Genomic DNA, 22,217 nt, shown 5'->3' with positions numbered 1-22,217 from the left:
ATGCGCGTGATGGCCCAGATGGCGATGGTGATGAACCTCGACAAGTGCATCGGGTGCCACACCTGCTCGGTGACCTGCAAACAGGCCTGGACCAACCGCACCGGCACCGAGTACGTCTGGTTCAACAACGTCGAGACCCGACCCGGCCTCGGCTACCCCCGGACCTACGAGGACCAGGACGAGTGGCAGGGCGGATGGGTGCGCAAGCCCAATGGGCGTCTGGCGCTGCGCGCCGGCGGCCGGATGAAGAAACTGCTCACCATCTTCTCCAACCCCAAGCTCCCCTCGATCGAGGACTACTACGAGCCGTGGACCTATGACTACGAGACGCTGCTCAACTCGCCACAGACCGAAACCTTCCCCGTGGCCCGCCCCAAGAGCCTGCTCTCGGGCAAGGACTTGAACGTCGAGTGGTCGGCCAACTGGGACGACGACCTCGGTGGCTCGCAGGAGCACGCGGCGCGCGACGTGATGCTCAAGGGCATCGAGGACAAGGTCAAGCTCGAGTTCGAGCAGACCTTCATGTTCTACCTGCCGCGCATCTGCGAGCACTGCCTCAACCCCTCGTGCGCCGCGTCGTGTCCCAGCGGTGCGATCTACAAGCGAGAAGAGGACGGCATCGTCCTGGTCGACCAGGACCGCTGCCGCGGCTGGCGGATGTGCGTGTCAGGTTGCCCGTACAAGAAGGTCTACTTCAACCACAAGACCGGCAAGGCCGAGAAGTGCACCTTCTGCTACCCGCGCATCGAGGTCGGCATCCCGACCGTGTGCTCGGAGACCTGCGTGGGTCGGCTGCGCTACATCGGGCTGATGCTCTACGACGCCGACGCGGTCCTCGAGGCTGCCGCAGTCGAGGACGAGCACGCCCTCTACGAGGCGCAGCGCAAGGTCTTCCTCGACCCCCGCGACCCCGAGATCGAGCGGGAGGCTCTTGCCGCGGGCATCGAGGCGGACTGGATCGAGGCGGCGAAGAAGTCGCCCGTGCTGCGGTTGATCACCGACTACCAGGTCGCCCTGCCCCTGCACCCGGAGTACCGCACGTTGCCGATGGTCTGGTACATCCCGCCTTTGTCGCCCGTGGTCGACGTGGTCAAGGAGACCGGTGAGGACGCGGAGGACCGGGGCAACCTGTTCGCCGCGATCGACACCCTGCGGATCCCCGTCGAGTACCTCGCCAACCTCTTCACGGCGGGCGAGGTCGAGCCCGTGACCGGGGTGCTCAAAAAGCTCGCCGCGATGCGGTCCTACATGCGCGACATCAACCTGAGCCGTGAGACCGACCCGTCCATCCCCGCCGCTGTCGGCATGACGGAGGAGGAGATGTACGAGATGTTCCGCCTGCTGGCGATCGCCAAGTACGCCGACCGCTACGTCATCCCTCCGGCCCACGCGGAGCAGGCCCACGCGCTCGAGGAGCTGGCCACCGATTGCTCGGTCGACTTCGACGCCGCCGGCTCGTACTACGACCAGGCGCTGCTGGGCGAGGGTGCGGGATACCCGACGCCGGTGGCGGTGGAGAACTTCCGGATGCTCCAGGACCGGCAGACCGCCGACTCGGTCGCCTCACCGGACGACAAGTCGTCGCGGGTGAACCTGCTCAACTGGGACGGCAAGGGGACACCAGAGGGCTTGTTCCCCCCGCGTGAGGGCGGAGGTGACCGATGAGGTTCCGCCGCAGGAGCTCCGCTGATCGTCACGAGGACGCGGCGAGGACCTGGGCCGTCTGCTCGGTCCTGCTCGACTACCCGACCGAGGAGCTGGTCTCCTCCCTCGACCAGCTCGAGGCACTGGTCCCCGACGACGCCTACCTCGCCCCGCTGTTCGCGCACCTCCGTGACACGGACCTGCGCGTGCTTCAGCAGGACTACGTCGCCACCTTCGACCACACCCGCAAGTGCGCGCTCTACCTCACCTACTTCGCCTACGGCGACACGCGCAGGCGCGGAGCCGCCCTGGTGGCGTTCAAGGACGCATACCGCAGCGGCGGCGTCGAGTGGTCCGAGGTGCACGGCGAGCTGCCCGACCACCTGTGTGCCGTGTTGCAGTTCGGCGCCACGGTGGACGCCGCGATCGCCCGGCAGCTGCTCGAGGACCACCGGGCGGGCGTCGAGATGCTGCGCATCGCACTCGCCGGCTGGCGCAACGACGACGGCTCGGTGGGCTCGCCCTGGGCGGGCGCCCTGACGGCTGTCTCGGGCACCCTGCGAGAGCTGGCCGGCGACGAGGCCGAGGCTGTACGCCGACTCGTCGAGCAGGGCCCACCGGCCGAGGAGGTCGGACTGTCCGGCTACGGCGCAGACCCGGCCCTGTCCACCGGCCCGACCCTTATCTCCAGCGCGACGATCCCCGTAGGAGCCCCACGGTGAACACCTTGCTCTGGGTCATCGTGCCCTACCTCTGCCTCGCCACGTTCGTCATCGGACACGCCTGGCGCTACCGCTACGACAAGTTCGGCTGGACCACCCGCTCCTCCCAGCTCTACGAAGACAAGTTGCTGCGCTTGGGCTCGCCGTTGTTCCACTTCGGCATGCTCGGCGTCGTCGGCGGACACGTGATCGGACTGCTCGTGCCCCGGTCATGGACCGAGGCCATCGGCATCGATGATCATCTCTACCACCTCTTCGCCGTCGCCGGTGGTCTCGTCGCGGGCGTCATGGCACTGGTCGGAATGACCATCCTGATCTACCGACGCCGCACGGTCGGCCCGGTCTTCAGCGCCACCACGCCCATGGACAAGGTCATGTACGCCTTCCTCGGCGCCGCCATCGTCCTCGGCATGTGGAACACCATCGCCGGGTCGATCTTCAGCCTCGGCGGGGAGTACAACTACCGCGAGGGCGTCTCGGTCTGGTACCGCTCCTTCCTCGCCTTCAGCCCCGACCCCGACCTGATGGGGGCCGCGCCGATCGGGTTCCAGCTGCACGCCCTCGTCGCCTTCGCCCTCTTCGCCCTGTGGCCATTCACCCGACTTGTCCATGTCTTCTCCGCCCCCATCGGCTACCTCACCCGCCCCTATATCGTCTACCGCTCGCGCGACTCCCGCCCCGGCCAGCCCGGCAGCACGCCTACGCGGCGCGGCTGGGACCAGGTCGGGCGATGAGGTTCGCGAGCCCGCTCGACCACGAGGTGCTCGACGGGACCGATGGCCAGGATCCACCGGAGGTGGGCGTGGCCGGGGACGTCATGGTCACCCATCCCAAGAGCCTGCCAGCGGACGCCTCCATCGACGACGTACGCGCGGCCCTGGCCGACGACCACGTCCACATGATCCTGCTGACCCACGGCGACAAGCTCTGCGGGACGCTGACCCGCAGCGACGCGACGGACGTCCCCGGGGATCATCGGGCCCTGGTCTACTCCGTCCTGTCGGGTCGCACCGTGTCGCCCGACGCGCCCGTCGCTGCCGTACGTGCCTTCCTCGTACAGGCCGAGCAGCGTCGGCTGGCCGTGGTTGATGCAGAGCTCACGCTTCTCGGGCTGGTCTGCCTCAAGCGCTCTGGATCAGGGTTCTGCTCTGACGTCGACGTTGCCTCCAGAGCTGCCGCAACTGCCATCAATGGAAGGACGTCCACGTGAACAGCACCTCCCTGACCGCACTCGTGCTCGCGCACCTGGAGAAGGCGAACAACAGCAGCGCCGGCCGTAGCGCCCACACCCTTCACGGCGGACGAGAACATGCACTTCGCCAGACAGTCGTCGCCCTCGCCGCCGGGCGACGGCTCGGCGAGCACGAGAGTCCCGGCGAGGCGACGCTGCACGTGCTGCACGGCAGCGTCAGGCTTCACGCCGGGAGGGAGACCTGGGACGGTGAGGCAGGCGACCACCTGGTGATCCCGCCGGCACGGCACGATCTCGAGGCGGTCGGCGACGCAGCCGTGCTGCTGACCGTCGCGCTGCCGGGTCAGTCACCAAGCTGACCAGGCTGGAGACGGCGGCAGGATATGGGGAATCCGTTCGAGGTCGGCGATGAGGAGCGCTGGGAGGACCAGTGCTCGACGTACGACGCCCTCCGCGAGGTGCCGGTGCCCGGCCAGGATGGTTGGCTGCAATCGCTTGCGACCGTCGGAGCCCACAAAGAGGAGGGCTCGGAATGGGCTCGCTTTGATTCGCGAAGGCCCGCAACACCGCTCCGTCGCCCGCAAACCGAAGGGACGACATCGCCGCAGGTCAGAGGCCGATTACGCCTCCTGAGTGCAGCCGGCCGCAAAGGATCGCGCTCACGCTCCGGATCTTCGGCGTCTTCCCGATGACCCACCACGTCGAATGCGTGGCCCTGTTGAGGAGAGTCGGCCCCGGAGCGGGCTGATGCGCACCTAGGATCGGGCGGGTGCGTCTCCTCTCGGCTGTCCTCGGCTTCGCGCTGAAGAAGCTGGGACTCTTCGCAGGCGTGGTCCTGACGCTGTTCCTCGGCCTGTTGCTGATGTCGGCGCTGATCCCGGTCCTCCGCGAGGCCGAGGCGGAACGGGACCGTCTCGAGCAGGTGGCACAGCGGCGCGCGGACCTGCAGGCCGAGCTCGACGAGCTGAGCAGCGCCTACGACGAGGCCCAGGCGAAGGCCACGGAGACCCTGACGGCCGAGGTGGAGGCCGAGGTCGATGCGGGAACCGGGCGGGTCGCGGACCAGGAGGCGGAGGTCGACGACCGACGCGGTGACGTCTGCGGCCGGCTCGAGAGCCTGGCGGAGGAGGTCCTGCCCGGCCCGAACCCCTGTGAGGACGCGCAGAAGGCGCTGGACGCGGCAGAGGACGCCCTGGCGACCTTCGAGGAGAACCTCGCGGACGCCCGGGCCGCCGCCGCGGTCCTCGCCGACCCGTCGCTGACGAACGAGCAGAAGCTCGACCGGCTGGGCGAGGACGGAGGTCTCGCGTCCGAGAAGCGAGAGATCGACAACACCTCGTCCGAGCTCGCCCAGGCCGAGGCAGACGAGTCCCGGCTTCGGAAGGCGCAGAACTCCGTGGCCGGACGGGTCGTCGACCTCTGGGCACGGTCGTGGAAGTGGTTGGTGTGGACCGCGCTCCTCCTCGTGCTCGCGCCCGGGTTGCTGCGCGTCGTGAGCTACTTCGTGCTGATGCCGCTGGTGAAGCGGGCCCACCGCCCGATCCACCTGGCCGGCGGCCCCGAGCGCGGGCCGACCGTCCTCCGGACCTCCACAGCCCAGCGCACCCTGACGGTCCGGCTCGACGAGGGCGAGGTGCTCTCGGCGCGCTCGGAGCACGTGCGTCCGGTGCAGGGCCAGATCCGCAGCCGGCTCCTCTACGACTGGTCGGCTCCGTTCATCAGCTTCGCCGCCGGGCTCTACGGCCTGAGCCGGGTCACCGGCGACGGTGACGCCACGTCGGCGACCCTGGCGACGCCCGACGACCCGGACTCGTACCTGATGCGGATCGACTTCGAGGACCACCCCGGCCTGGTGATGCGTCCCCGCCACGTCGTCGGCGTCATCGGCGCCCCGGAGCTGGAGACACGGTGGCGGTGGGGCATCCAGTCCCTGGCGACGTGGCAGGTGCGCTACATCATGTTCGCCGGCACCGGCAGCCTCATCGTCCAGGGCAGCGGTGACGTCGTCGCGACGGATCCAGGGGGCAGGTCCACGCGGATGGAGCAGAACCTCGTGATGGGCTTCGACTCGCGTCTGGTCGTGGGGGTCAACCGGACCGAGGTGTTCTGGCCGTACCTGTGGGGGAGGACGCCGCTCGTCGACGACGAGTTCGCCGGCGCCCACCCGCTCTTCTGGCAGAAGTCCAGCGGCGACGGGCCCAGCAACCCGATCGCCAAGGTCTTCGATGCCTTCTACTCAGCCTTCGGCAAGGTGCTCGGCTTCTGAGTCGTGGCAGGCTGTCGGCATGGCCACCTACGAGGTCAACAAGGACGCCGTCGCCCACGCCCGCCGCCTCATCGACGGGCGGCAGTACGTCCTGGACAGCGACTGGGGCGACGTCCAGCCCGACGCCGAGGCGCAGAACGCCTACCTCGAGAAGCACTCGTGGGACGACTACGCCGCCTGGCACCTCGGCCTGACCGAGGGCGCCAACGACGGGACCAAGGCGAGGTACGCGTTCGTGTACGGCGACCTGCGCCGGGTCCACCGCTCCGGGCTGATCGCGTGCGTCTACCGGGCCGCGGAGTGGCGGCACAAGCAGGTGGAGCTCGCCGCCCACGACCTGCTGCAGCGCCTCGACAAGGTGGCCGGGATCGACTAGGCCAGAGGCCGGGCCAGCCGGCCGAGCGCAGCCAGTGCGGCGTCGCGGTCGGTCGTGTCGACCACGGTCCAACCCTTCTGCGGCGCGAGGTCGAGCAGCTGCTGCCGCCCCTCGAGGACGAGAGGGTCGCCGCCCCGCTCCTCGATGATCCGGGAGACGACCGCGGTCACGGGCGTGACCGGACGCGCGTGCAGGCGCTCGAGCAGCACGTCGGGGTCGACGTCGAGCACCGCGGCGACGTACGACGCCCCGGCGTCCGCCGCGGCCGCCTCGAACCTCTCGACCTGGGCCGGGGTGACGATGAGCTGGGGGAGGACCACGTCGCGTCCCGTGCGGAGGTAGGCGGTCATCAGCGCGAGCGCGGTCTGGCGGACCGCCTCGCCGGTGCCGACGAAGTCGTCCTCCCACCCGGACACCCACGAGCGCAGGTCGTCGATGTCGCACACCAGCGTGCCGGGACGGGCGTCGGCGTACGCGCGGGCGAGCGTCGACTTGCCGACGCCCGAGGGACCGTTGAGGTGGAGGAGTGTCGGCACGCGGGGAGGCTAGTCGAGACGTGGTGCCGGTGTGATATCTTGACGTCAAGATAGTGCGACGTCAGAACTTAGGGTCGCCTTCCTTCCCGTCACTTCCCCGACGACGGCAAGATGGACGCGAACCCGCGAACTCCCGAGGAGATGTGGCTGATGGCCAGTCAGGACAGCTTCGGTGCCAAGGGCACCCTGGACGTGGACGGACAGTCCTACGAGATCTACCGCCTGGACGCGGTGAAGGGTGAGGGCCTCGATGTCGAGAGCCTGCCGTTCTCGCTGAAGGTGCTGCTGGAGAACCTGCTCCGCACCGAGGACGGCGCGGACATCACCGCCGACCACATCAAGGCCATCGCCGGCTGGGACGCGAGCGCCGCGCCCGACCAGGAGATCCAGTTCACGCCCGCGCGCGTGATCATGCAGGACTTCACCGGCGTCCCGTGCGTCGTCGACCTCGCCACCATGCGCGAGGCGATGGCCGACCTCGGTGGCGACGCCACGAAGATCAACCCGCTCGCGCCGGCCGAGATGGTCATCGACCACTCCGTCATCGCCGACGTCTTCGGCTCGCCCGAGGCGTTCGAGAAGAACGTCGAGATCGAGTACGAGCGCAACCGCGAGCGCTACCAGTTCCTGCGCTGGGGCCAGGGCGCCTTCGACGACTTCAAGGTCGTCCCGCCGGGCACCGGCATCGTTCACCAGGTCAACATCGAGCACCTGGCGCGCGTGGTCATGGTCCGCGACGGCGTGGCCTACCCCGACACCTGCGTCGGCACCGACTCCCACACCACGATGGTCAACGGCATCGGCGTGGTCGGCTGGGGCGTCGGCGGCATCGAGGCCGAGGCCGCGATGCTCGGCCAGCCGGTCTCCATGCTGATCCCGCGCGTGGTCGGCTTCAAGCTGTCCGGTGAGCTCCCCGAGGGTTCCACCGCCACCGACCTCGTGCTCACCATCACCGAGATGCTCCGCGAGCACGGTGTGGTCGGCAAGTTCGTCGAGTTCTACGGCGAGGGCGTCTCCGCACTGCCGCTGGCCAACCGCGCCACGATCGGCAACATGAGCCCGGAGTTCGGCTCGACCATCGCCGTCTTCCCGATCGACGAGCAGACCGTCGACTACCTCCGCCTCACCGGCCGCTCCGAGGAGCAGCTCGCGCTCGTCGAGGCGTACGCCAAGGAGCAGGGCCTCTGGCACGACCCGAGCGCCGAGCCGCGCTACAGCGAGCAGCTCGAGCTCGACGTGTCCACCGTGGTCCCGTCGCTCGCCGGCCCGAAGCGTCCGCAGGACCGCGTCGAGGTCAGCAAGGCCCAGGACGGCTTCCAGAAGGCGCTGGCCGACTACACCGAGGACAAGGACGCCAAGGCGACCGTCAGCCTCGACGGCCAGGAGTTCGAGATCGGTCACGGCGCGGTCACCATCGCGGCGATCACTTCGTGCACCAACACCTCGAACCCCAGCGTGATGATCGGCGCGGCCCTGCTGGCCAAGAACGCCGTCGACAAGGGCCTCTCGCGCAAGCCGTGGGTCAAGACCACGCTGGCACCCGGCTCCAAGGTCGTGTCCGACTACTACGAGCGCGCCGGCCTGACGCCGTACCTCGACAAGCTCGGCTTCAACCTCGTCGGCTACGGCTGCACGACCTGCATCGGCAACTCGGGCCCGCTCATCCCCGAGGTCAGCGCGGCGGTCAACGAGGCCGACCTCGCGGTGACCTCGGTGCTGTCGGGCAACCGCAACTTCGAGGGCCGCATCAACCCCGACATCAAGATGAACTACCTCGCGTCGCCGCCGCTGGTGGTCGCCTATGCGCTGGCCGGGTCGATGGACCTCGACCTGTTCAACGACTCGCTCGGCAAGGACCAGGACGGCAACGACGTCTTCCTGAAGGACATCTGGCCGAGCCCGGCCGAGGTCGAGGAGACGATCGCCCGCGCGATCAACTCCGAGATGTTCAACGACTCCTACCAGGACGTCTTCGCCGGTGACGAGCGGTGGCAGTCGCTGCCGACGCCGGAGGGCAACACCTTCGAGTGGGACGAGAACAGCACCTACGTGCGTCGCGCGCCCTACTTCGACGGCATGCCCCACGAGCCCGAGCCGGTCACCGACATCACGGCGGCCCGCGTCCTGCTCAAGCTGGGTGACTCGGTGACCACCGACCACATCAGCCCGGCCGGTGCCATCAAGAAGGACAGCCCGGCGGGCAAGTACCTCGCCGAGCACGGCGTGGACCAGCGTGACTTCAACTCCTACGGCTCGCGCCGCGGCAACCACGAGGTCATGATCCGCGGCACGTTCGCCAACATCCGCCTGCGCAACCAGATCGCGCCCGGCACCGAGGGTGGCGTGACGCGCGACTTCACGACCACCGACGGCGACGTCACGAGCGTGTTCGAGGCGAGCGCCAACTACCAGGCCGCTGGCACCCCGCTGGTCGTCCTGGCGGGCAAGGAGTACGGCTCCGGCTCGTCGCGCGACTGGGCGGCGAAGGGCACCGCGCTGCTGGGCGTGAAGGCCGTGATCGCCGAGTCCTACGAGCGGATCCACCGCTCGAACCTCATCGGCATGGGCGTCATCCCGCTGCAGTTCCCCGCGGGCAAGACGGCCGACGACCTGGGCTTGACCGGCGCCGAGATCATCTCGATCTCCGGCATCACCGAGCTCAACGACGGCACCACGCCCAAGACGGTCACGGTCAAGGTCGAGCCGGCTCCCGGCACCGACCAGGCGCACGGCGAGACCAGCGAGTTCGAGGCCGTGGTGCGCATCGACACCCCCGGCGAGGCGAACTACTACCGCAACGGCGGGATCATGCAGTACGTCCTGCGCAACCTCCTGCGCGGATGACCGCACCTCTCGGCTGAGCACCCGCGGCCGCGTCCAGGACCTCCTGGGCGCGGCCGCGCTGCGCTTTCCGGACGTCGGTAGCCTGACGCCGTGAGCGACCTCGACGAACCCGGCCCGGAGACCCCGGAGGGACTCGTCGAGCCGCCTGAGGACGACGTGGTGCCGGGACTCGACGTCGCGCCCGACGACGACGGCGAGGAGAGGACCCGGCTGCCCCTTGCGCTCGCCGGGGCCGCGGCCGTGCTGATCATGGGCGCGGCGCTGGTCGCACCGCTCGTCGACCAGGTGCTGCGCGGCGACGAGGAGGCGCAGCGCGCGCAGGATCTGAGCCTGGTCGAGACGTGGGACATCACCGACCGCTCCCACACGATGTCCGACGTGCACTACCCCCAGACGCCGCCTGCCGGTGGGCCGCACGCGCCGGTCTGGCTCGCCTGCGGCGTCTACGACGAGGCCGTGCGCGACGAGAACGCGGTCCACGACCTCGAGCACGGCACGGTCTGGATCACCCACGACCCCGGCCTCCCGGCCGACGACATCGAGCGGCTCGCCGCCGAGCTGCCCGACAACGGCATCATGTCGCCGCGCGAGGGCCTGCCCAGCCCGGTCGTGGTGACCGTGTGGGGCGCGCAGCTCCAGCTCGACGGTGCCGACGACGACCGGCTCGCGCTCTTCCTCGAGGAGTACGCCGACGGGCACACCGCACCGGAGTTCGGGGTGACCTGCCAGGGCGGCACCACGGACCCGCAGGGTGGGCTGCCCGAGCAGGGAACCAACGCCTGAACGTCCGACGCCCCTCGCTAGCGTGGCCCCATGATCGTCGCCTTCTCCCTCTCGCCCGTCGCCCAGGACCCGAGCGGGTCCGTCACCGAGGCGGTCGCCGCGGCCGTGCGCGTCGTACGTGAGTCGGGGCTGCCCCACGAGACCAACGCGATGTTCACCAACATCGAGGGGGAGTGGGACGAGGTGATGGCGGTCGTGAAGCAGGCCGTCGACGTCGTGGCCGCGGTGTCGCCGCGCGTGGGACTGGTGCTGAAGGCCGACATCCGACCGGGCTACGACGGCCAGCTCACCGCCAAGGTCGAGCGCATCGAGCAGGCGCTGGGGGACTGACGCCCGCCTCAGGGGACCGGGACGTGGTAGACCCGGTCGGCCTTGAACGAGCTCACCCAGGCCTCGCCCCCGGAGACCGCCAGGTCGAGGTTCGCGCTGTCGTAGAGCGCCGACTCCGCGCCGAGCACGAGCTCGTCGGTCACCTCCGCCGAGGTGGGGGCGATGACGACGAGGCGCGGGCCCTCCTCGGCCACGACGACCAGGCGCCCGTCGTGGGCGGTGATCGAGTCGGGGAGCCCCTCGATCGCGATCGTCCCCGTGCGCTCGAGCGTGGTGGGGTCGACGGACACGACCCGGTCCGCGAACGTGCACGTCACCCACAGGACGCCGTCGAGCTCGACCATGCCCTGCGGACCGCTGCACAGCTTGGGCGACCGCGTCACCTCGAGGGTCTTCGGGTCGACCTTCAGCACGCGGTCGTCGGCGAACGCTGCGACGTACATCGCCTTCGAGCCGGTTGCCACGAGGCGTGACCCGACGCCGATGTCGATCCGGTCCACGACCTTCGCGCTGCGTGGGTCGATGCGCACCAGCCGGCCCGCGTCCTGCTCCACGATCCAGATCGAGCCGAAGCCGGCGGTCACGCCCTCCGGCCCGGCGGCGGTGTCGAGGGTGGCGGTCACCTTCCCCGACGGGGCGTCGATGCGCGCGAGCTGCTCGCCCCGGAACGACGTCACCCACACAGCGTCGCCGTAGGCGACGGCGCGCAACGGCGTGCCCCGGACGTCGACGACGAGGTCGGGCTCGCTCGCACCGGCGGGGATGCGGGAGATCTGGTCGGAGCCGCTGCTGACGACCCAGACGGGTCCGTCATCGGCCGAGGTGACACCCACGGGGCCGGTCCCGACCTCGACGTACGGCGCGACCTCGGGCTCGTCGGTCGTGGCGGACTCCGGCGCGGCCGACGACGGCGTCGGCGCGTCTGGGGTGTCCTCCCCACCGCAGCCGGCGAGCAGTGCGGTGACTGCCAGTGCCGCCAGACGGAGTCGCATGGAGGGAGGCTAGACCCGGTCATGCTCGGTGTCGAGATTTCTCGACACCTGATCAGCTGTACGGAAAGGCCGTCGCTGCGCGGGCCATCGCCTCGAACCCCTCCGGACGGAGCCGGTAGACGTTGGCTTCCCCGTCGATCACCTCGATCGAGACCAGCCCTGCCGAGCGGAGCAGCGCGAGATGGTGCAGGAGGGTGGTGCGCGGGCTCGCGAGCTCGTCGCAGAGCTGGGGGAGCGTGCTGGGGCGGAGCCGCAGCGTGTGCAGCAGCCGGATGCGGGTGTCGTCGCCGACCGCCCGGCCCAGCTCCCGGAGCCGCGCACCGGCGTCGTCGGGCGCTCCGTCGGCCAGCGGCGGGTGCAGGATGACCGTCCGGTCCACCTCGTCGACGACGACCAGGATCGGCGACACGGCCGGCGAGGTCACCAGCACGACGTCGTCGAGGACGCCCGTGCGGTAGGTGACGCCGGGCGCGACTTCGGCCAGCAGCGCCTCGGGGCCGACCTCGGCCAGGCGCTCGCGGATGCGGGGGAGCGGCGTGGCCCGGGCGGGCGCCGGCAGCCTGTCGATGACGTCGAGCAGGGTGGCGCGCACGGTCTCCGGCGGCGTGGCGAGCAGCCAGGGCGCGACCTGGAGGAGCGTGTCGTCCAGGGTGTGGCGCCACCGGGTCCGCGCCGCGCGATCACCGCCCGCCACGGCTGCCGCGATGGTCGTGTCGTCGAGCCGCGACCGCAGCTGGCGGCGCCGCGCCCCGGTGAGGACGCGGACCACCTCGTCGGGCTCGGCGGCGTCCACCCAGCCCCGGAGTGCGTCGGTCGACCAGGCGCCCCGCTGCGCGGTCAGCGGGCCGGCCAGGTTGATCCAGCCGTACCTCCCGAACCTGGTCATGTCGCGCGCGAGCCCGCGGCCGCCGGCGGCCACCACTGCGTCGTACGACGTCGGGCCGTGGTGGAAGACGGCGCGCCAGTCGGGGTCGGCGACCGCGGCGGCCGCCATCAGCAGCTCGACACCGGTGCCGGCGCCGAGGCGGACCCGGATCGACATGGGGGACATCCTGCCCGAGGCGGGTGTAGACACGCGGCATGGACCTGGCGCGCGCCACCGAGGACGAACGTCGTACGGCACTCCCGGGCGACGCGCTCGTCGCGGCCGACGTCGTCATGGATCGCGGGTTCGACCTGCCGGCGCCGCCGGACGTCGTGTGGCCGTGGCTGGTGCAGCTCGGCAAGCGGCGCGCGGGGTGGTACCTGCCACGGTCCGTCGAGCGGTACGTGCCGCGCTCGCGGCGGGCGCTGCGACACCTCGACCAGGAGTTGCTCACGCACGAGGTGGGCGACGTGATCCCCGACTGGGGCGGCGCCAACGCGACGTTCACGCTCGCCGCCATCAAGCCGTCCCACCTGCTGCTCTACACCTCGCGCCGCGGCCGGACCGACCTGACGTGGTGCCTGCACGTCACCCCGACCGACGATGGCAGCAGGGTGCACCTGCGCCTCCGGCTCGGGCCGGTACGTCGTCAGCGCCTCGCCGAGACCGTGGGCGGGGCGTTCGACGCGCTGACCATCGCGGGCCTGGCTGCCGGTCTGCGCGAGCGCGTGTCCGGCTAGCGTGGCCGGATGCACAGCGAGACCAGGACCTATCGCACCGGCGGCGAGGAGGTCGTGCTCGACCTGACCCGCGACGCGGCCGACTTCGTGGCCGACCGGGGCGACGGGCTGCTGCAGGTGTTCGTGCCCCACGCCACCGCCGGGCTCGCGATCATCGAGACGGGGGCCGGGTCGGACGACGACCTGCTCGCCGCGCTCGGCGACCTGCTGCCCGCCGACGACCGCTGGCGGCACCGCCACGGCTCGCCCGGACACGGTCGGTCGCACGTGATGCCCGCCGTGGTCCCGCCGCACTGCACCGTCCCGGTGCTCGGTGGGCGGCTCGCGCTGGGCACCTGGCAGAGCATCTGCCTGGTGGACCTCAACATCGACAACGACCGGCGCGAGGTGCGCTGGTCCTTCCTGGAGGGCTGACCCATCGAGATCCGAGCCGCCCAGCCCGCCGACGCGGCCGGGATCGACGCCGTCGTCCGCGCCGCCTTCGGCGCCGCGGGGCCCGAGCACGGCGACCAGGTCGGCGACCTCTGGGCCGAGGTCCGCGACCTCGGGCTGGTGCTCGCCGAGCTCGTCGCGATCGAGGACGACGAGGTCGTCGGGCACGTCGGGGTGAGCCGCTGCTGGCTCGACGCGCGGCGCGAGCTGGTCGACGTGGCCATGCTGAGCCCCCTGAGCACTCAGCCCGAGCGGCAGCAGGAGGGGATCGGCACCGCGCTCGTGGCCGCCGCGATCGAGGCGGGGCGCGCCACTGGCCTGCCGGCGCTCTTCCTGGAGGGAAGTCCGGCGTTCTACGGCTCGCGCGGCTTCGCCCGCGGCAGTGCGCTCGGGCTCTCGCCAGCCTCTCGTCGTACGCCCGAGGCGGCGTTCCAGGTGGTCACCTTCGAGCCCTTCGAGGACTGGATGACCGGCCAGCTCGTCTACCCCGACGTCTGGTGGCGCCACGACTCGGCCGGGCTGCGCGACCCCGACCTCGCCTTCCTCGAGGACCTCTTCGCCCGGGAGTACCCCGGTCCCTGATCCGGCCAGTCTGTCGAACAGGTGTTCGATAGACTGGCCAGGTGTTCCCGACGCCCCAACCACGCCAGCGGCCCACCCCGCCGCAGGGTCACCGCGGCGTCGCGCCGCCGGGGTGGCCGCGCCAGGTGCGCCCGCCCGATGCGCCCGACTGGGAGGTCACGGCGGCGAGCTGGCTGCTCGACCTGTGCCCGCCGGACTACCGACGCTTCGCCGGGCTGCGCCGCCACGTCGTCGTGCTGGCGCGCTTCGCCGTGCTGCACGTCGAGGCGCAGCAGCTCGCCACGCGGCGCGGGCTGAGCGAGATCCGCGGCGACCTCAAGGACGTGGCCGAGGAGTCCGTGGTCGAGGCGGCCGTGCAGACCTTCCAGCTCGAGGACGCCCGCCTGCTCGCCGTACGACGTGAGGTCGGGCTGGTCGAGGAGGCGCTGCGCGGGCGTCGCTACCGGGTGCGCATGTGAGGGCTGGCTAGGGTCGCCCGATGCACCGCTTCGCCGCCATCGCCGTGTTCGACGTCTTCGGACGACTGCTCGTGCAGGAGCGCGGCGACGACGCGCTCCACGACCCCGGACGCTGGGGCTACCCCGGCGGTGACCTCGAGCCGGGCGAGGACTTCGTGGCCGCGGCGGTGCGCGAGCTGGAGGAGGAGACGAGCCTTCGGGTGGTCCCCGACCAGCTCGAGTCGCTCGGCGTGACCCGGTTCCGGAGCGAGAGCTGCGGCGAGGAGGACGAGCTCGAGCTGTTCGCGGCGCGGCTGGACGTCGGTGAGGACGACCTGGTGTGCGGGGAGGGCATCCGGCTCCGGTTCCTCACGCACGCGGAGGTCGACGGGCTCGACCTCCACCAGGCTGTGCGCCTCACCCTCGGCACCGCGCGCGCGTGGCTCCGCCGCCAGCGCCGCGGCGACTTCGTGTGCCTCACGCTGGTCGACCCGCGCGGCTGGTTCCTCATGCAGGAGCGCGACGAGCACGCGCCGGTGTGGCCCGACACCTGGTGCTTCCCCGGTGGCGGGCTGGAGCCCGGCGAGACCCCGCGTGCAGGTGCCGTGCGCGAACTGGCCGAGGAGACCGGGATCGAGCTCTCGGCCGACAGCCTGCAAGACCTCGGTGCGTTCGAGGTGGACTCCCCGCACGGGCAGTTCGGCTACCACGTCTTCGCCGCGCCGACCGTCCTCGGCAACGGGGACGTCGACTGCCAGGAGGGCCGCCAGATCGTGTTCGTCGACCCCGCCACGATCGAGGGCCTTCCGCTCGTGCAGTCCACGGAGACCGCGCTGGTCGCCGTACGCGACTGGGCGGCCGACCACACCCCCGTCCTGCCGGACGACGCGCGCGGCTTCGCCGGCGTCGTCCTGGTCGACCGGCGCGGCTGGATCCTCCTCCAGGAGCGCGACGAGAACGCCCGGATCGATCCGGAGGTCTGGGGCCTGTCCGGCGGGCACCTGGAGGACGGCGAGGCACCCGACGCGGGCGCGCTGCGCGAGCTCGAGGAGGAGACCGGCGTCGTTCTCGACCCGGCGCAGCTGCGGGAGGTCGGGGCGTTCGCCAACGACCACCGGGCGTCCTACGGAACCTGGGACCGGATGTGGGTCTACGCGGCCGCGGTCGACCTCACCGACTCCGACATCGACTGCAGGGAGGGCCGCCAGATCGTCTTCGTCGACCCCGACGTGGCCCGCTCGCTGCCGTTGACCAAGGGGGCCGAAGGCATCGTGCCGGCCTTCCTCCGGAGCGACGTCTACGCCAGCATGGCGCCATGACCTTCACCGTGCACCCCGTCCCGTCGATGGGCGCCGAGGACGTCCTCGTCGGACCTGACGGCACGGTGTGGAGCGGCACCGAGGACGGCGCGATCTGGGCGCTCGACCCGGCCACCGGCAGCACGCGCCGCATCGCCGACACGGGTGGCCGCCCTCTCGGCATCGAGCTGCTGCCCGGCGGCCACCTCCTCGTGTGCGACGCGAGCCGTGGCCTGCTCGACGTGGATCCCGCGTCGGGTGCGGTGACGGTGCTGCTCGACGCCGAGCGCGGCCTGCCGATGCGCTTCTGCAACAACGCCGCCGTCGCCGCAGACGGCACCATCTGGTTCAGCGACTCCTCGCGCCACTACGGCGTGGACCAGTGGAAGGACGACTTCGTCCAGGACACGCGCACCGGCCGGCTGCTCCGCCGCGACCCGGACGGCACGGTCACCACCGTCCTCGACGGGCTGGCCTTCGCCAACGGCGTCGCCCTCGCGGCCGACGAGTCCTACGTCTGCGTCGCGGAGACGCGCGGCAGGACCGTCGTACGCCTCTGGCTGACGGGGCCGCGAGCGGGGGAGCGCGACCTGCTGGCGAGCGACCTGCCCGGCTACCCCGACAACATCAGCCGCGGCAGCGACGGCCTCATCTGGGTGACGATCGCGAGCCCCGTCGACGGGCTCGTGGAGCGGCTGGGGTCGGCGCCGCTCGCGCTGCGCAAGGTGGTCACGAAGATCCCCGAGGCCATGCAGCCCAAGCCGAAGCAGACGATCCGCGTGCAGGCGTACGACGACAGCGGCAGGCGCGTGCACGACCTCGACATCGACCACCCCGGCTACCACATGGTGACGGGCGTGCGGGAGCACGACGGCAAGGTGTGGATGGGCAGCCTCCACGAGCCCGCGGTGGCCGTCTACGACCCGGCATGAAATAGACTCACGCCCCATGGGACACCTCGATTCGATCGCGTCTCCGCGTGACCTCCGCGGGCTCTCGGCGGACCAGCTCGACGAGCTCGCCGCGGAGATCCGCGACCTGATGATCCGCACCGTCGCGACCAACAGCGGACACCTCGGTCCCAACCTCGGCGTGGTCGAGCTGACGCTGGCGATCCACCGGGTCTTCGACTCCCCGCACGACCGCGTCGTCTTCGACACCGGACACCAGTCCTACGTCCACAAGCTCGTCACCGGACGCCACACCGACTTCGGCACGCTCCGCAAGGAGGGTGGCGTCAGCGGCTACCCGAGCCAGGCCGAGTCCGAGCACGACATCGTCGAGAACTCCCACGCCTCCACCTCGCTGTCGTACGCCGACGGGCTGGCGAAGGCCTACGCGATCCGCGGCGAGGACCGGCACGTCGTCGCGGTCATCGGTGACGGCGCGCTCACCGGCGGCATGGCCTGGGAGGCGCTCAACAACATCGCGATCGCCAAGGACAGCCGCTTGGTGATCGTGGTGAACGACAACGAGCGCTCCTACACCCCGACCATCGGCGGCCTCGCCACCGCGCTGACGTCGCTGCGCACCAACCCGCGCTACGAGCAGGTCCTCGACCTGGTCAAGAAGCGCCTCAACGCCGTCCCCGGTGTGGGCCACGCGGCCTACGACGCGCTCCACGCGGTCAAGAAGGGCATGAAGGACGCCCTCGCCCCGCAGGGCCTCTTCGAGGACCTCGGCCTGAAGTACGTCGGCCCCGTCGACGGTCACGACCGCGCCGCCATGGAGCAGGCGCTCAGCAACGCCAAGCGCTTCGGCGGGCCGGTCATCGTGCACGCGATCACCCGCAAGGGCCAGGGCTACGACCCCGCGCTGCGCCACGAGGCCGACCAGTTCCACGCGCCCGGCCCCTTCGACGTGCAGACCGGTGCCGAGAAGCCCAAGGGCAAGATCTGGACCGACCACTTCTCCGAGGCGATCGTCGAGCTCGGTGAGGAGCGCGAGGACCTCGTGGCGATCACCGCCGCGATGATGCACCCGGTCGGGCTCGACGCCTTCGCCGAGAAGTTCCCCGGGCGCACCTTCGACGTGGGCATCGCCGAGCAGCACGCCGCCACCTCGGCCGCCGGCCTGGCGATGGGCGGGCTGCACCCGGTCTTCGCGGTCTACGCGACCTTCCTCAACCGCGCGTTCGACCAGGTGCTGATGGACGTCGCGCTGCACAGGTGCGGCGTGACCTTCGTGCTCGACCGCTCCGGCGTCACCGGTGACGACGGCGCGAGCCACAACGGCATGTGGGACATGTCGATCCTCCAGGTCGTGCCCGGGCTGCGCCTGGCCGCGCCCCGCGACGTCACCCGGCTCCGCGAGCTGCTCGGCGAGGCGGTGGAGGTCGACGACGCCCCGACGGTGGTGCGGTTCCCGAAGGGCCCCCCGCCCGCCGACGTACCCGCGATCGAGCGCCACGACGGGGTCGACATCCTCGTCAGCGAGGGCTCGCCCGACGTGCTGATCGTCGCCGTGGGGTCGATGGCGACCACTGCGGTCGAGGTCGCGCAGCGCCTCACCGCCCAGGGCATCGGCGTCACCGTCGTCGACCCGCGGTGGGTCAAGCCCGTCGCCCCTGCCCTGATCGAGCTCGCCCGCTCCCACCGGCTCGTGGTCAGCGTCGAGGACAACGGCCGCGTCGGCGGCTGCGGCGCCACCCTGCTCCAGACCCTCAACGACGCGGGCGTGCACACGCCCTTCCGCCTGCACGGCATCCCGCAGGAGTTCCTCGACCACGCCAAGCGCGACGCGATCCTCACCCGGATCGGGCTCGACGCGCAGACGATTGCGCGCGGCATCGTCGAGGACGTCACCGCCCTCGACCAGGGCCTCGCCCCGGTCGAGGTCGACCATCCCGCCTGACGGGCAGGCCTCTCACCGGGCGAGGTGGATGCCCGCAGGCAGCTGCCACTGGCCAACGGCGCCGAGGTGCTCTCCCTCGGCGCACGCACCGGTGAGGGCGTCGCACGTCAGCAGGGAGGCATCCATGACCTCGTCCTCGTTGATCCCGTCGAAGGCCAGCACGGCCACCGTCGTCGCGTCGAGCCACTGGTAGCCGATCGCCCACTCGTGTCCGTGGTCGAGCGTCACCTCGACCCCGCTGTCCGTGTCGACGACCAGCCCGCGGTCCTTGTCCTCCACGGACAGCAGCCCCGCGTCCGGCGAGAGGTCGGCGAACTCACGCGCCGCGACGAGGAGCGTGTCACCGTCACGCTCGAGCACCACGGTCCTGCCGGGCGCGGTGCGCACGAGGGTGCCGTTCTCCGCGTCGAGCACGACGGCGCGCGGGTCCGTGCCGAGCGTCTGGTAGCTGTTCAGCTCGGTCGGGCGCCAGGCGTAGACGCCCTCCGTGTCCGCCGCGTAGACCATCGCGCCGTCGATCGCGGTGACCCGGAGCCGGTCACCCGGCATCGCCGGAGCCCGGACGAGGGTGCCTTCGGTGACGTCGTAGCGCACCAGTCGGTGGTCGGCACCGACCCAGGCGACGAAGGTGCCGTCGGTCACCAGCTCGGCGAGGTCACCCTGCGCCAGCGCCGTGCCGATCTCCCGTTCCACGCCGCCCTGCCAGAGGTGGACCCGGCCGGACGGGTCGGTGTAGACGACCGAGTCGCCGACCCAGACCCATGCCCGGACGTCCGCGTCGAGCTCCACGGTCGCACCGTTCCCGGTGTGCAGCACCCGCCCGCTCGTCCAGCTCAGCAGGTCGAGCTGGGCGATGGGACCGGTCGCCACGACGTCGGTGTCCCTGGCGGGACCGCCGCCGAACAGCGCGGCGCCGGTGACGACAGCGAGCACGGAGGCCGCGGCGACGCCGACGACGGCGGTGCGCCGGCGTCGTACGACGCGGTCCCCGTCGCGGGTGATGGCGGCGAGGTCGACCTCGGGTCCGTCGAGGCGGTCGGCGCGGTCGTGCATCAGGTCGGTCAGCAGCCCGGTCATCGGGTCACCTCCAGGAGGTCGAGGGGGACGAGGTCGGAGTCGGTCGCCCGGTCGCCGAGGCGGGTGCGCAGGCTGCGCAGGCCGGCGGAGACCTGGCTCTTCACGGTGCCCACGGCGCACCCCATGACGTCTGCGGTCTGGGCCTCGGTCAGGTCCTCGTAGTAGCGGAGCACGATGGCCGCGCGCTGGCGCGGCGGGAGCGACTGGAGCGCCTGCCAGAGCAGGTCGCGGGTGGCGACGTCGTCGGCGAGGCCGTCGGCGGCGTGGTCGGGCACGGTGTCGATGGGGCGCTCGCCCCAGCTGCGGCGGCGGTACCACGTGATCGCCGTGGTGGTGAGCGCCTTGCGCGTGTAGGCCTCGGCACTGCCGGGGTCGCGCAGCCGCGGCCAGGCGACGTACGTCTTGGTGAGGGCCTCCTGGAGGAGGTCCTGGGCGAGGCCGCGGTCGCCGACCAGGAGGTACGCCGTGCGGTGCAACGAGGCCGAGCGGGCAGCGACGAACTCGGCGAAGGCCGCCGGATCACGTCGTGTCATCAGTGGGTCCTGTCTGCTCGGGAGCGGGTCACCTCTACCGACGATCCCACCTGCCGGTTTGGTTCGTCCGCGTTCCGACATACCTCCAGCGAGGAGGCGCCGAAGGCGGAAGTGGGTCTACGTTGCTGGGATGGACATCTGGCGCACCAAGTCGGTGGAACACTCGATGGCGGACACCGAGGACCCCGAGTTCAAGCTCAAGAAGAACCTCACCGCACTGGACCTCACCGTGTTCGGCATCGGCGTCATCATCGGCGCCGGCATCTTCACGTTGACCGGCCGGGTGGCGCAGGCCTACGCGGGCCCCGGCGTGGTGTTCTCGTTCCTGGTCGCGGCGATCTGCTGCGGCCTCGCGGCGCTCTGCTACGCGGAGTTCGCCTCCACCGTCCCGGTCTCGGGATCGGCGTACACGTTCTCCTACGCCACCCTCGGCGAGCTGATCGCGTGGATCATCGGCTGGGACCTGATCCTCGAGCTGATGCTCGGTGCGTCCGTCGTGGCGCAGGGCTGGTCGTCGTACTTCGAGACGTTCCTCGGCGAGATCGGCCTCGGCTGGCCCGAGAGCGTGGGCTACGGCGACACCTTCGACCTGCCGGCGTTCCTGCTGGTCGCGATCCTCACCGTGCTGGTCGCCTTCGGCATCAAGGAGTCGCTGCGGGTCAACCTCGTGCTCGTCGCCCTGAAGCTGTTCATCGTGCTCTTCGTGATCGTCGCGGGCATCCAGTTCATCGACACCGACAACTACAAGCCGTTCGTCCCGCCGAGCGCTCCCGGCACGACGGGCGAGGGCTGGCTCCACACCCCGCTGATCCAGACCGTGTTCGGCGCCCCCGGCGTCTACGGCGTCGCGGGCATCCTGTTCGCCGCCTCGCTCGTCTTCTTCGCCTACATCGGCTTCGACGTCGTGGCGACTACCGCGGAGGAGGCGCGCAACCCGCAGAAGGACCTGCCCCGCGGCATCATCGGCTCGCTGGTCGTCTGCACGGTCCTCTACATCCTCGTCGCGCTCGTCATCACGGGCATGGTCAAGTACGACGACATCAACCCCGACGCCGCGCTCGCGACGGCCTTCATCGACCAGGGCAAGGACGGCTACGCCACGTTGATCTCCGCCGGTGCGGTCGCGGGCCTGACGACCGTCGTGATGACGCTGATGATCGGCGCGGTGCGCGTGTTCTTCGCGATGAGCCGCGACGGGCTGATGCCAACCGCGCTCGCCCACGTGCACCCGAAGACCGGCACGCCCGTGCGCATCACGCTCGCGATCGGCCTGGTCGTCGCGGTCGTCGCCTCACTGACCCCGATCGGCAAGCTCGAGGAGATGGTCAACATCGGCACCCTGTCGGCCTTCGCCCTCGTGTCGATCGCGGTGCCGATCCTGCGCAAGAACCGTCCCGACCTCGAGCGGTCCTTCCGGGTGCCGTTCTCGCCGGTCCTGCCCTGGCTCTCGGCCGCGATCTGCGTGTTCCTGATGCTCAACCTCACGGCCGAGACCTGGCTGCGGTTCCTCGTCTGGATGGCCCTCGGGTTCGCCATCTACTTCGGCTACGGCTACAAGCACAGCCGCGTCGGCCGGGGCATCGGCGTGCCGGCGGAGGACTACTCCGCCCGCAGCTGACAGCACCAGCTGGTCGAGTAGCTGCGCGAGGAACGAGCGCCCATCAGGTGGTCGAGTAGCCGCGCGAGGGACGAGCGCGGCGTATCGAGACCCCTCT

General features: G+C 70.9%; 23 protein-coding genes. 18 read left to right on the top strand and 5 right to left on the bottom strand.

Annotated features, from left to right (window positions below):
- From narH to J2X46_RS17285, 7 genes are all read left to right on the top strand, one after another.
- The gene (gene narH, locus J2X46_RS17315; RefSeq protein WP_310252734.1) at window positions 1–1,665 is read left to right on the top strand and encodes a nitrate reductase subunit beta; all 1,665 of its coding nucleotides are present in this window, start codon (window positions 1–3) and stop codon (window positions 1,663–1,665) included.
- Entirely contained in the window at window positions 1,662–2,366 is a 705-nt protein-coding gene (gene narJ / locus J2X46_RS17310; RefSeq protein ID WP_310252733.1) for a nitrate reductase molybdenum cofactor assembly chaperone, read from the top strand. Before narH ends, narJ begins: the two co-directional genes overlap by 4 nt.
- The gene (gene narI, locus J2X46_RS17305) at window positions 2,363–3,100 is read left to right on the top strand and encodes a respiratory nitrate reductase subunit gamma (RefSeq protein WP_310252732.1); all 738 of its coding nucleotides are present in this window, start codon (window positions 2,363–2,365) and stop codon (window positions 3,098–3,100) included. Before narJ ends, narI begins: the two co-directional genes overlap by 4 nt.
- A complete protein-coding gene (locus J2X46_RS17300) occupies window positions 3,097–3,576 on the top strand; it encodes a CBS domain-containing protein (RefSeq protein WP_310252731.1) in 480 nt (159 codons plus the stop codon). Before narI ends, J2X46_RS17300 begins: the two co-directional genes overlap by 4 nt.
- Window positions 3,573–3,917: a cupin domain-containing protein gene (locus tag J2X46_RS17295; protein WP_310252730.1), complete on the top strand. Its 345-nt coding sequence runs from the start codon at window positions 3,573–3,575 to the stop codon at window positions 3,915–3,917. Before J2X46_RS17300 ends, J2X46_RS17295 begins: the two co-directional genes overlap by 4 nt.
- A gap of 410 nt (window positions 3,918–4,327) precedes the next feature.
- Window positions 4,328–5,824, top strand: a complete 1,497-nt coding sequence (locus J2X46_RS17290) for a hypothetical protein (RefSeq protein ID WP_310252729.1) — start codon at window positions 4,328–4,330, stop codon at window positions 5,822–5,824.
- A gap of 19 nt (window positions 5,825–5,843) precedes the next feature.
- Window positions 5,844–6,200, top strand: a complete 357-nt coding sequence (locus tag J2X46_RS17285; protein ID WP_310252727.1) for a hypothetical protein — start codon at window positions 5,844–5,846, stop codon at window positions 6,198–6,200.
- Here the strand turns inward: J2X46_RS17285 and J2X46_RS17280 are convergent.
- A complete protein-coding gene (locus J2X46_RS17280) occupies window positions 6,197–6,736 on the bottom strand; it encodes an AAA family ATPase (RefSeq protein WP_310252725.1) in 540 nt (179 codons plus the stop codon). The two genes, J2X46_RS17285 and J2X46_RS17280, sit on opposite strands and share 4 nt — an antisense overlap.
- Window positions 6,737–6,886: 150 nt before the next feature.
- On the opposite strand from J2X46_RS17280, the gene acnA reads away from it, so the two are divergent.
- The 3 genes from acnA (at window position 6,887) to J2X46_RS17265 (ending at window position 10,693) form a co-directional block, all read left to right on the top strand.
- The gene (gene acnA / locus J2X46_RS17275; RefSeq protein ID WP_310252983.1) at window positions 6,887–9,580 is read left to right on the top strand and encodes an aconitate hydratase AcnA; all 2,694 of its coding nucleotides are present in this window, start codon (window positions 6,887–6,889) and stop codon (window positions 9,578–9,580) included.
- A gap of 90 nt (window positions 9,581–9,670) precedes the next feature.
- Window positions 9,671–10,363, top strand: a complete 693-nt coding sequence (locus tag J2X46_RS17270) for a DUF3105 domain-containing protein (RefSeq protein WP_310252723.1) — start codon at window positions 9,671–9,673, stop codon at window positions 10,361–10,363.
- A gap of 30 nt (window positions 10,364–10,393) precedes the next feature.
- On the top strand, window positions 10,394–10,693 hold the full coding sequence (locus tag J2X46_RS17265) for a thiamine-binding protein (RefSeq protein WP_310252721.1): 300 nt from the start codon (window positions 10,394–10,396) through the stop codon (window positions 10,691–10,693).
- Window positions 10,694–10,701: 8 nt separating this feature from the next.
- On the opposite strand, the gene J2X46_RS17260 is transcribed toward J2X46_RS17265, so the two are convergent.
- Both J2X46_RS17260 and J2X46_RS17255 read right to left on the bottom strand, forming a co-directional pair.
- A complete protein-coding gene (locus tag J2X46_RS17260; protein ID WP_310252719.1) occupies window positions 10,702–11,685 on the bottom strand; it encodes a PQQ-binding-like beta-propeller repeat protein in 984 nt (327 codons plus the stop codon).
- A gap of 52 nt (window positions 11,686–11,737) precedes the next feature.
- Complete coding sequence (locus J2X46_RS17255; protein WP_310252717.1) at window positions 11,738–12,727, bottom strand: helix-turn-helix domain-containing protein; 990 nt, start codon at window positions 12,725–12,727, stop codon at window positions 11,738–11,740.
- Between the two features lie 38 nt (window positions 12,728–12,765).
- Here J2X46_RS17255 and J2X46_RS17250 point away from each other — a divergent pair, with 38 nt between their 5' ends.
- From J2X46_RS17250 to dxs, 7 genes are read left to right on the top strand one after another with little or no spacing between them, the layout of a single operon-like run.
- Window positions 12,766–13,290 (top strand): SRPBCC family protein, encoded by a 525-nt coding sequence (locus tag J2X46_RS17250; protein WP_310252715.1) that lies wholly within the window; start codon window positions 12,766–12,768, stop codon window positions 13,288–13,290.
- A gap of 9 nt (window positions 13,291–13,299) precedes the next feature.
- Entirely contained in the window at window positions 13,300–13,704 is a 405-nt protein-coding gene (locus J2X46_RS17245) for a YjbQ family protein (protein ID WP_310252713.1), read from the top strand.
- 3 nt (window positions 13,705–13,707) lie between these two features.
- Window positions 13,708–14,304 carry an N-acetyltransferase gene (locus J2X46_RS17240; protein WP_310252982.1) on the top strand — a complete coding sequence of 199 codons (597 nt, stop codon included), beginning with the start codon at window positions 13,708–13,710 and terminating at the stop codon, window positions 14,302–14,304.
- A 41-nt stretch (window positions 14,305–14,345) separates the two neighbouring features.
- Window positions 14,346–14,762, top strand: a complete 417-nt coding sequence (locus J2X46_RS17235; RefSeq protein ID WP_310252711.1) for a hypothetical protein — start codon at window positions 14,346–14,348, stop codon at window positions 14,760–14,762.
- Between the two features lie 20 nt (window positions 14,763–14,782).
- Window positions 14,783–16,060, top strand: a complete 1,278-nt coding sequence (locus J2X46_RS17230) for an NUDIX domain-containing protein (RefSeq protein ID WP_310252710.1) — start codon at window positions 14,783–14,785, stop codon at window positions 16,058–16,060.
- Complete coding sequence (locus tag J2X46_RS17225) at window positions 16,057–16,971, top strand: SMP-30/gluconolactonase/LRE family protein (RefSeq protein WP_310252708.1); 915 nt, start codon at window positions 16,057–16,059, stop codon at window positions 16,969–16,971. The genes J2X46_RS17230 and J2X46_RS17225 overlap by 4 nt, the downstream gene beginning before the upstream one ends.
- Before the next feature lie 16 nt (window positions 16,972–16,987).
- Window positions 16,988–18,892, top strand: a complete 1,905-nt coding sequence (dxs, locus tag J2X46_RS17220) for a 1-deoxy-D-xylulose-5-phosphate synthase (RefSeq protein WP_310252706.1) — start codon at window positions 16,988–16,990, stop codon at window positions 18,890–18,892.
- Window positions 18,893–18,904: 12 nt separating this feature from the next.
- Here dxs and J2X46_RS17215 read toward each other — a convergent pair whose 3' ends face one another.
- Both J2X46_RS17215 and J2X46_RS17210 read right to left on the bottom strand, forming a co-directional pair.
- Complete coding sequence (locus J2X46_RS17215; RefSeq protein ID WP_310252704.1) at window positions 18,905–19,969, bottom strand: hypothetical protein; 1,065 nt, start codon at window positions 19,967–19,969, stop codon at window positions 18,905–18,907.
- Window positions 19,966–20,502: a SigE family RNA polymerase sigma factor gene (locus J2X46_RS17210; protein WP_310252702.1), complete on the bottom strand. Its 537-nt coding sequence runs from the start codon at window positions 20,500–20,502 to the stop codon at window positions 19,966–19,968. Before J2X46_RS17210 ends, J2X46_RS17215 begins: the two co-directional genes overlap by 4 nt.
- A 130-nt stretch (window positions 20,503–20,632) precedes the next feature.
- On the opposite strand from J2X46_RS17210, the gene J2X46_RS17205 reads away from it, so the two are divergent.
- The gene (locus tag J2X46_RS17205; protein ID WP_310252700.1) at window positions 20,633–22,120 is read left to right on the top strand and encodes an amino acid permease; all 1,488 of its coding nucleotides are present in this window, start codon (window positions 20,633–20,635) and stop codon (window positions 22,118–22,120) included.
- Window positions 22,121–22,217 lie beyond the last annotated feature (97 nt).

The organism is Nocardioides sp. BE266 (assembly GCF_031457855.1).
Classification (GTDB): Bacteria; Actinomycetota; Actinomycetes; order Propionibacteriales; family Nocardioidaceae; genus Nocardioides.
The sequence above is the reverse complement of the archived record's forward strand: the minus strand, read 5'-3'. Positions and strand labels throughout refer to the sequence as shown.

What these genes read in the sequence shown, in the direction of transcription:
- acnA (WP_310252983.1), top strand. Translation starts at nt 6,887, where the DNA reads ATGGCCAGTCAGGACAGCTTCGGTGCCAAGGGCACCCTGGACGTGGAC.
- J2X46_RS17225 (WP_310252708.1), top strand. Translation starts at nt 16,057, where the DNA reads ATGACCTTCACCGTGCACCCCGTCCCGTCGATGGGCGCCGAGGACGTC.
- J2X46_RS17260 (WP_310252719.1), bottom strand. Translation starts at nt 11,685, where the DNA reads ATGCGACTCCGTCTGGCGGCACTGGCAGTCACCGCACTGCTCGCCGGC.
- J2X46_RS17300 (WP_310252731.1), top strand. Translation starts at nt 3,097, where the DNA reads ATGAGGTTCGCGAGCCCGCTCGACCACGAGGTGCTCGACGGGACCGAT.
- J2X46_RS17265 (WP_310252721.1), top strand. Translation starts at nt 10,394, where the DNA reads ATGATCGTCGCCTTCTCCCTCTCGCCCGTCGCCCAGGACCCGAGCGGG.
- J2X46_RS17250 (WP_310252715.1), top strand. Translation starts at nt 12,766, where the DNA reads ATGGACCTGGCGCGCGCCACCGAGGACGAACGTCGTACGGCACTCCCG.
- J2X46_RS17205 (WP_310252700.1), top strand. Translation starts at nt 20,633, where the DNA reads ATGGACATCTGGCGCACCAAGTCGGTGGAACACTCGATGGCGGACACC.
- J2X46_RS17285 (WP_310252727.1), top strand. Translation starts at nt 5,844, where the DNA reads ATGGCCACCTACGAGGTCAACAAGGACGCCGTCGCCCACGCCCGCCGC.
- J2X46_RS17230 (WP_310252710.1), top strand. Translation starts at nt 14,783, where the DNA reads ATGCACCGCTTCGCCGCCATCGCCGTGTTCGACGTCTTCGGACGACTG.
- dxs (WP_310252706.1), top strand. Translation starts at nt 16,988, where the DNA reads ATGGGACACCTCGATTCGATCGCGTCTCCGCGTGACCTCCGCGGGCTC.
- J2X46_RS17245 (WP_310252713.1), top strand. Translation starts at nt 13,300, where the DNA reads ATGCACAGCGAGACCAGGACCTATCGCACCGGCGGCGAGGAGGTCGTG.
- J2X46_RS17210 (WP_310252702.1), bottom strand. Translation starts at nt 20,502, where the DNA reads ATGACACGACGTGATCCGGCGGCCTTCGCCGAGTTCGTCGCTGCCCGC.
- J2X46_RS17255 (WP_310252717.1), bottom strand. Translation starts at nt 12,727, where the DNA reads ATGTCGATCCGGGTCCGCCTCGGCGCCGGCACCGGTGTCGAGCTGCTG.
- narH (WP_310252734.1), top strand. Translation starts at nt 1, where the DNA reads ATGCGCGTGATGGCCCAGATGGCGATGGTGATGAACCTCGACAAGTGC.
- J2X46_RS17215 (WP_310252704.1), bottom strand. Translation starts at nt 19,969, where the DNA reads ATGACCGGGCTGCTGACCGACCTGATGCACGACCGCGCCGACCGCCTC.
- narJ (WP_310252733.1), top strand. Translation starts at nt 1,662, where the DNA reads ATGAGGTTCCGCCGCAGGAGCTCCGCTGATCGTCACGAGGACGCGGCG.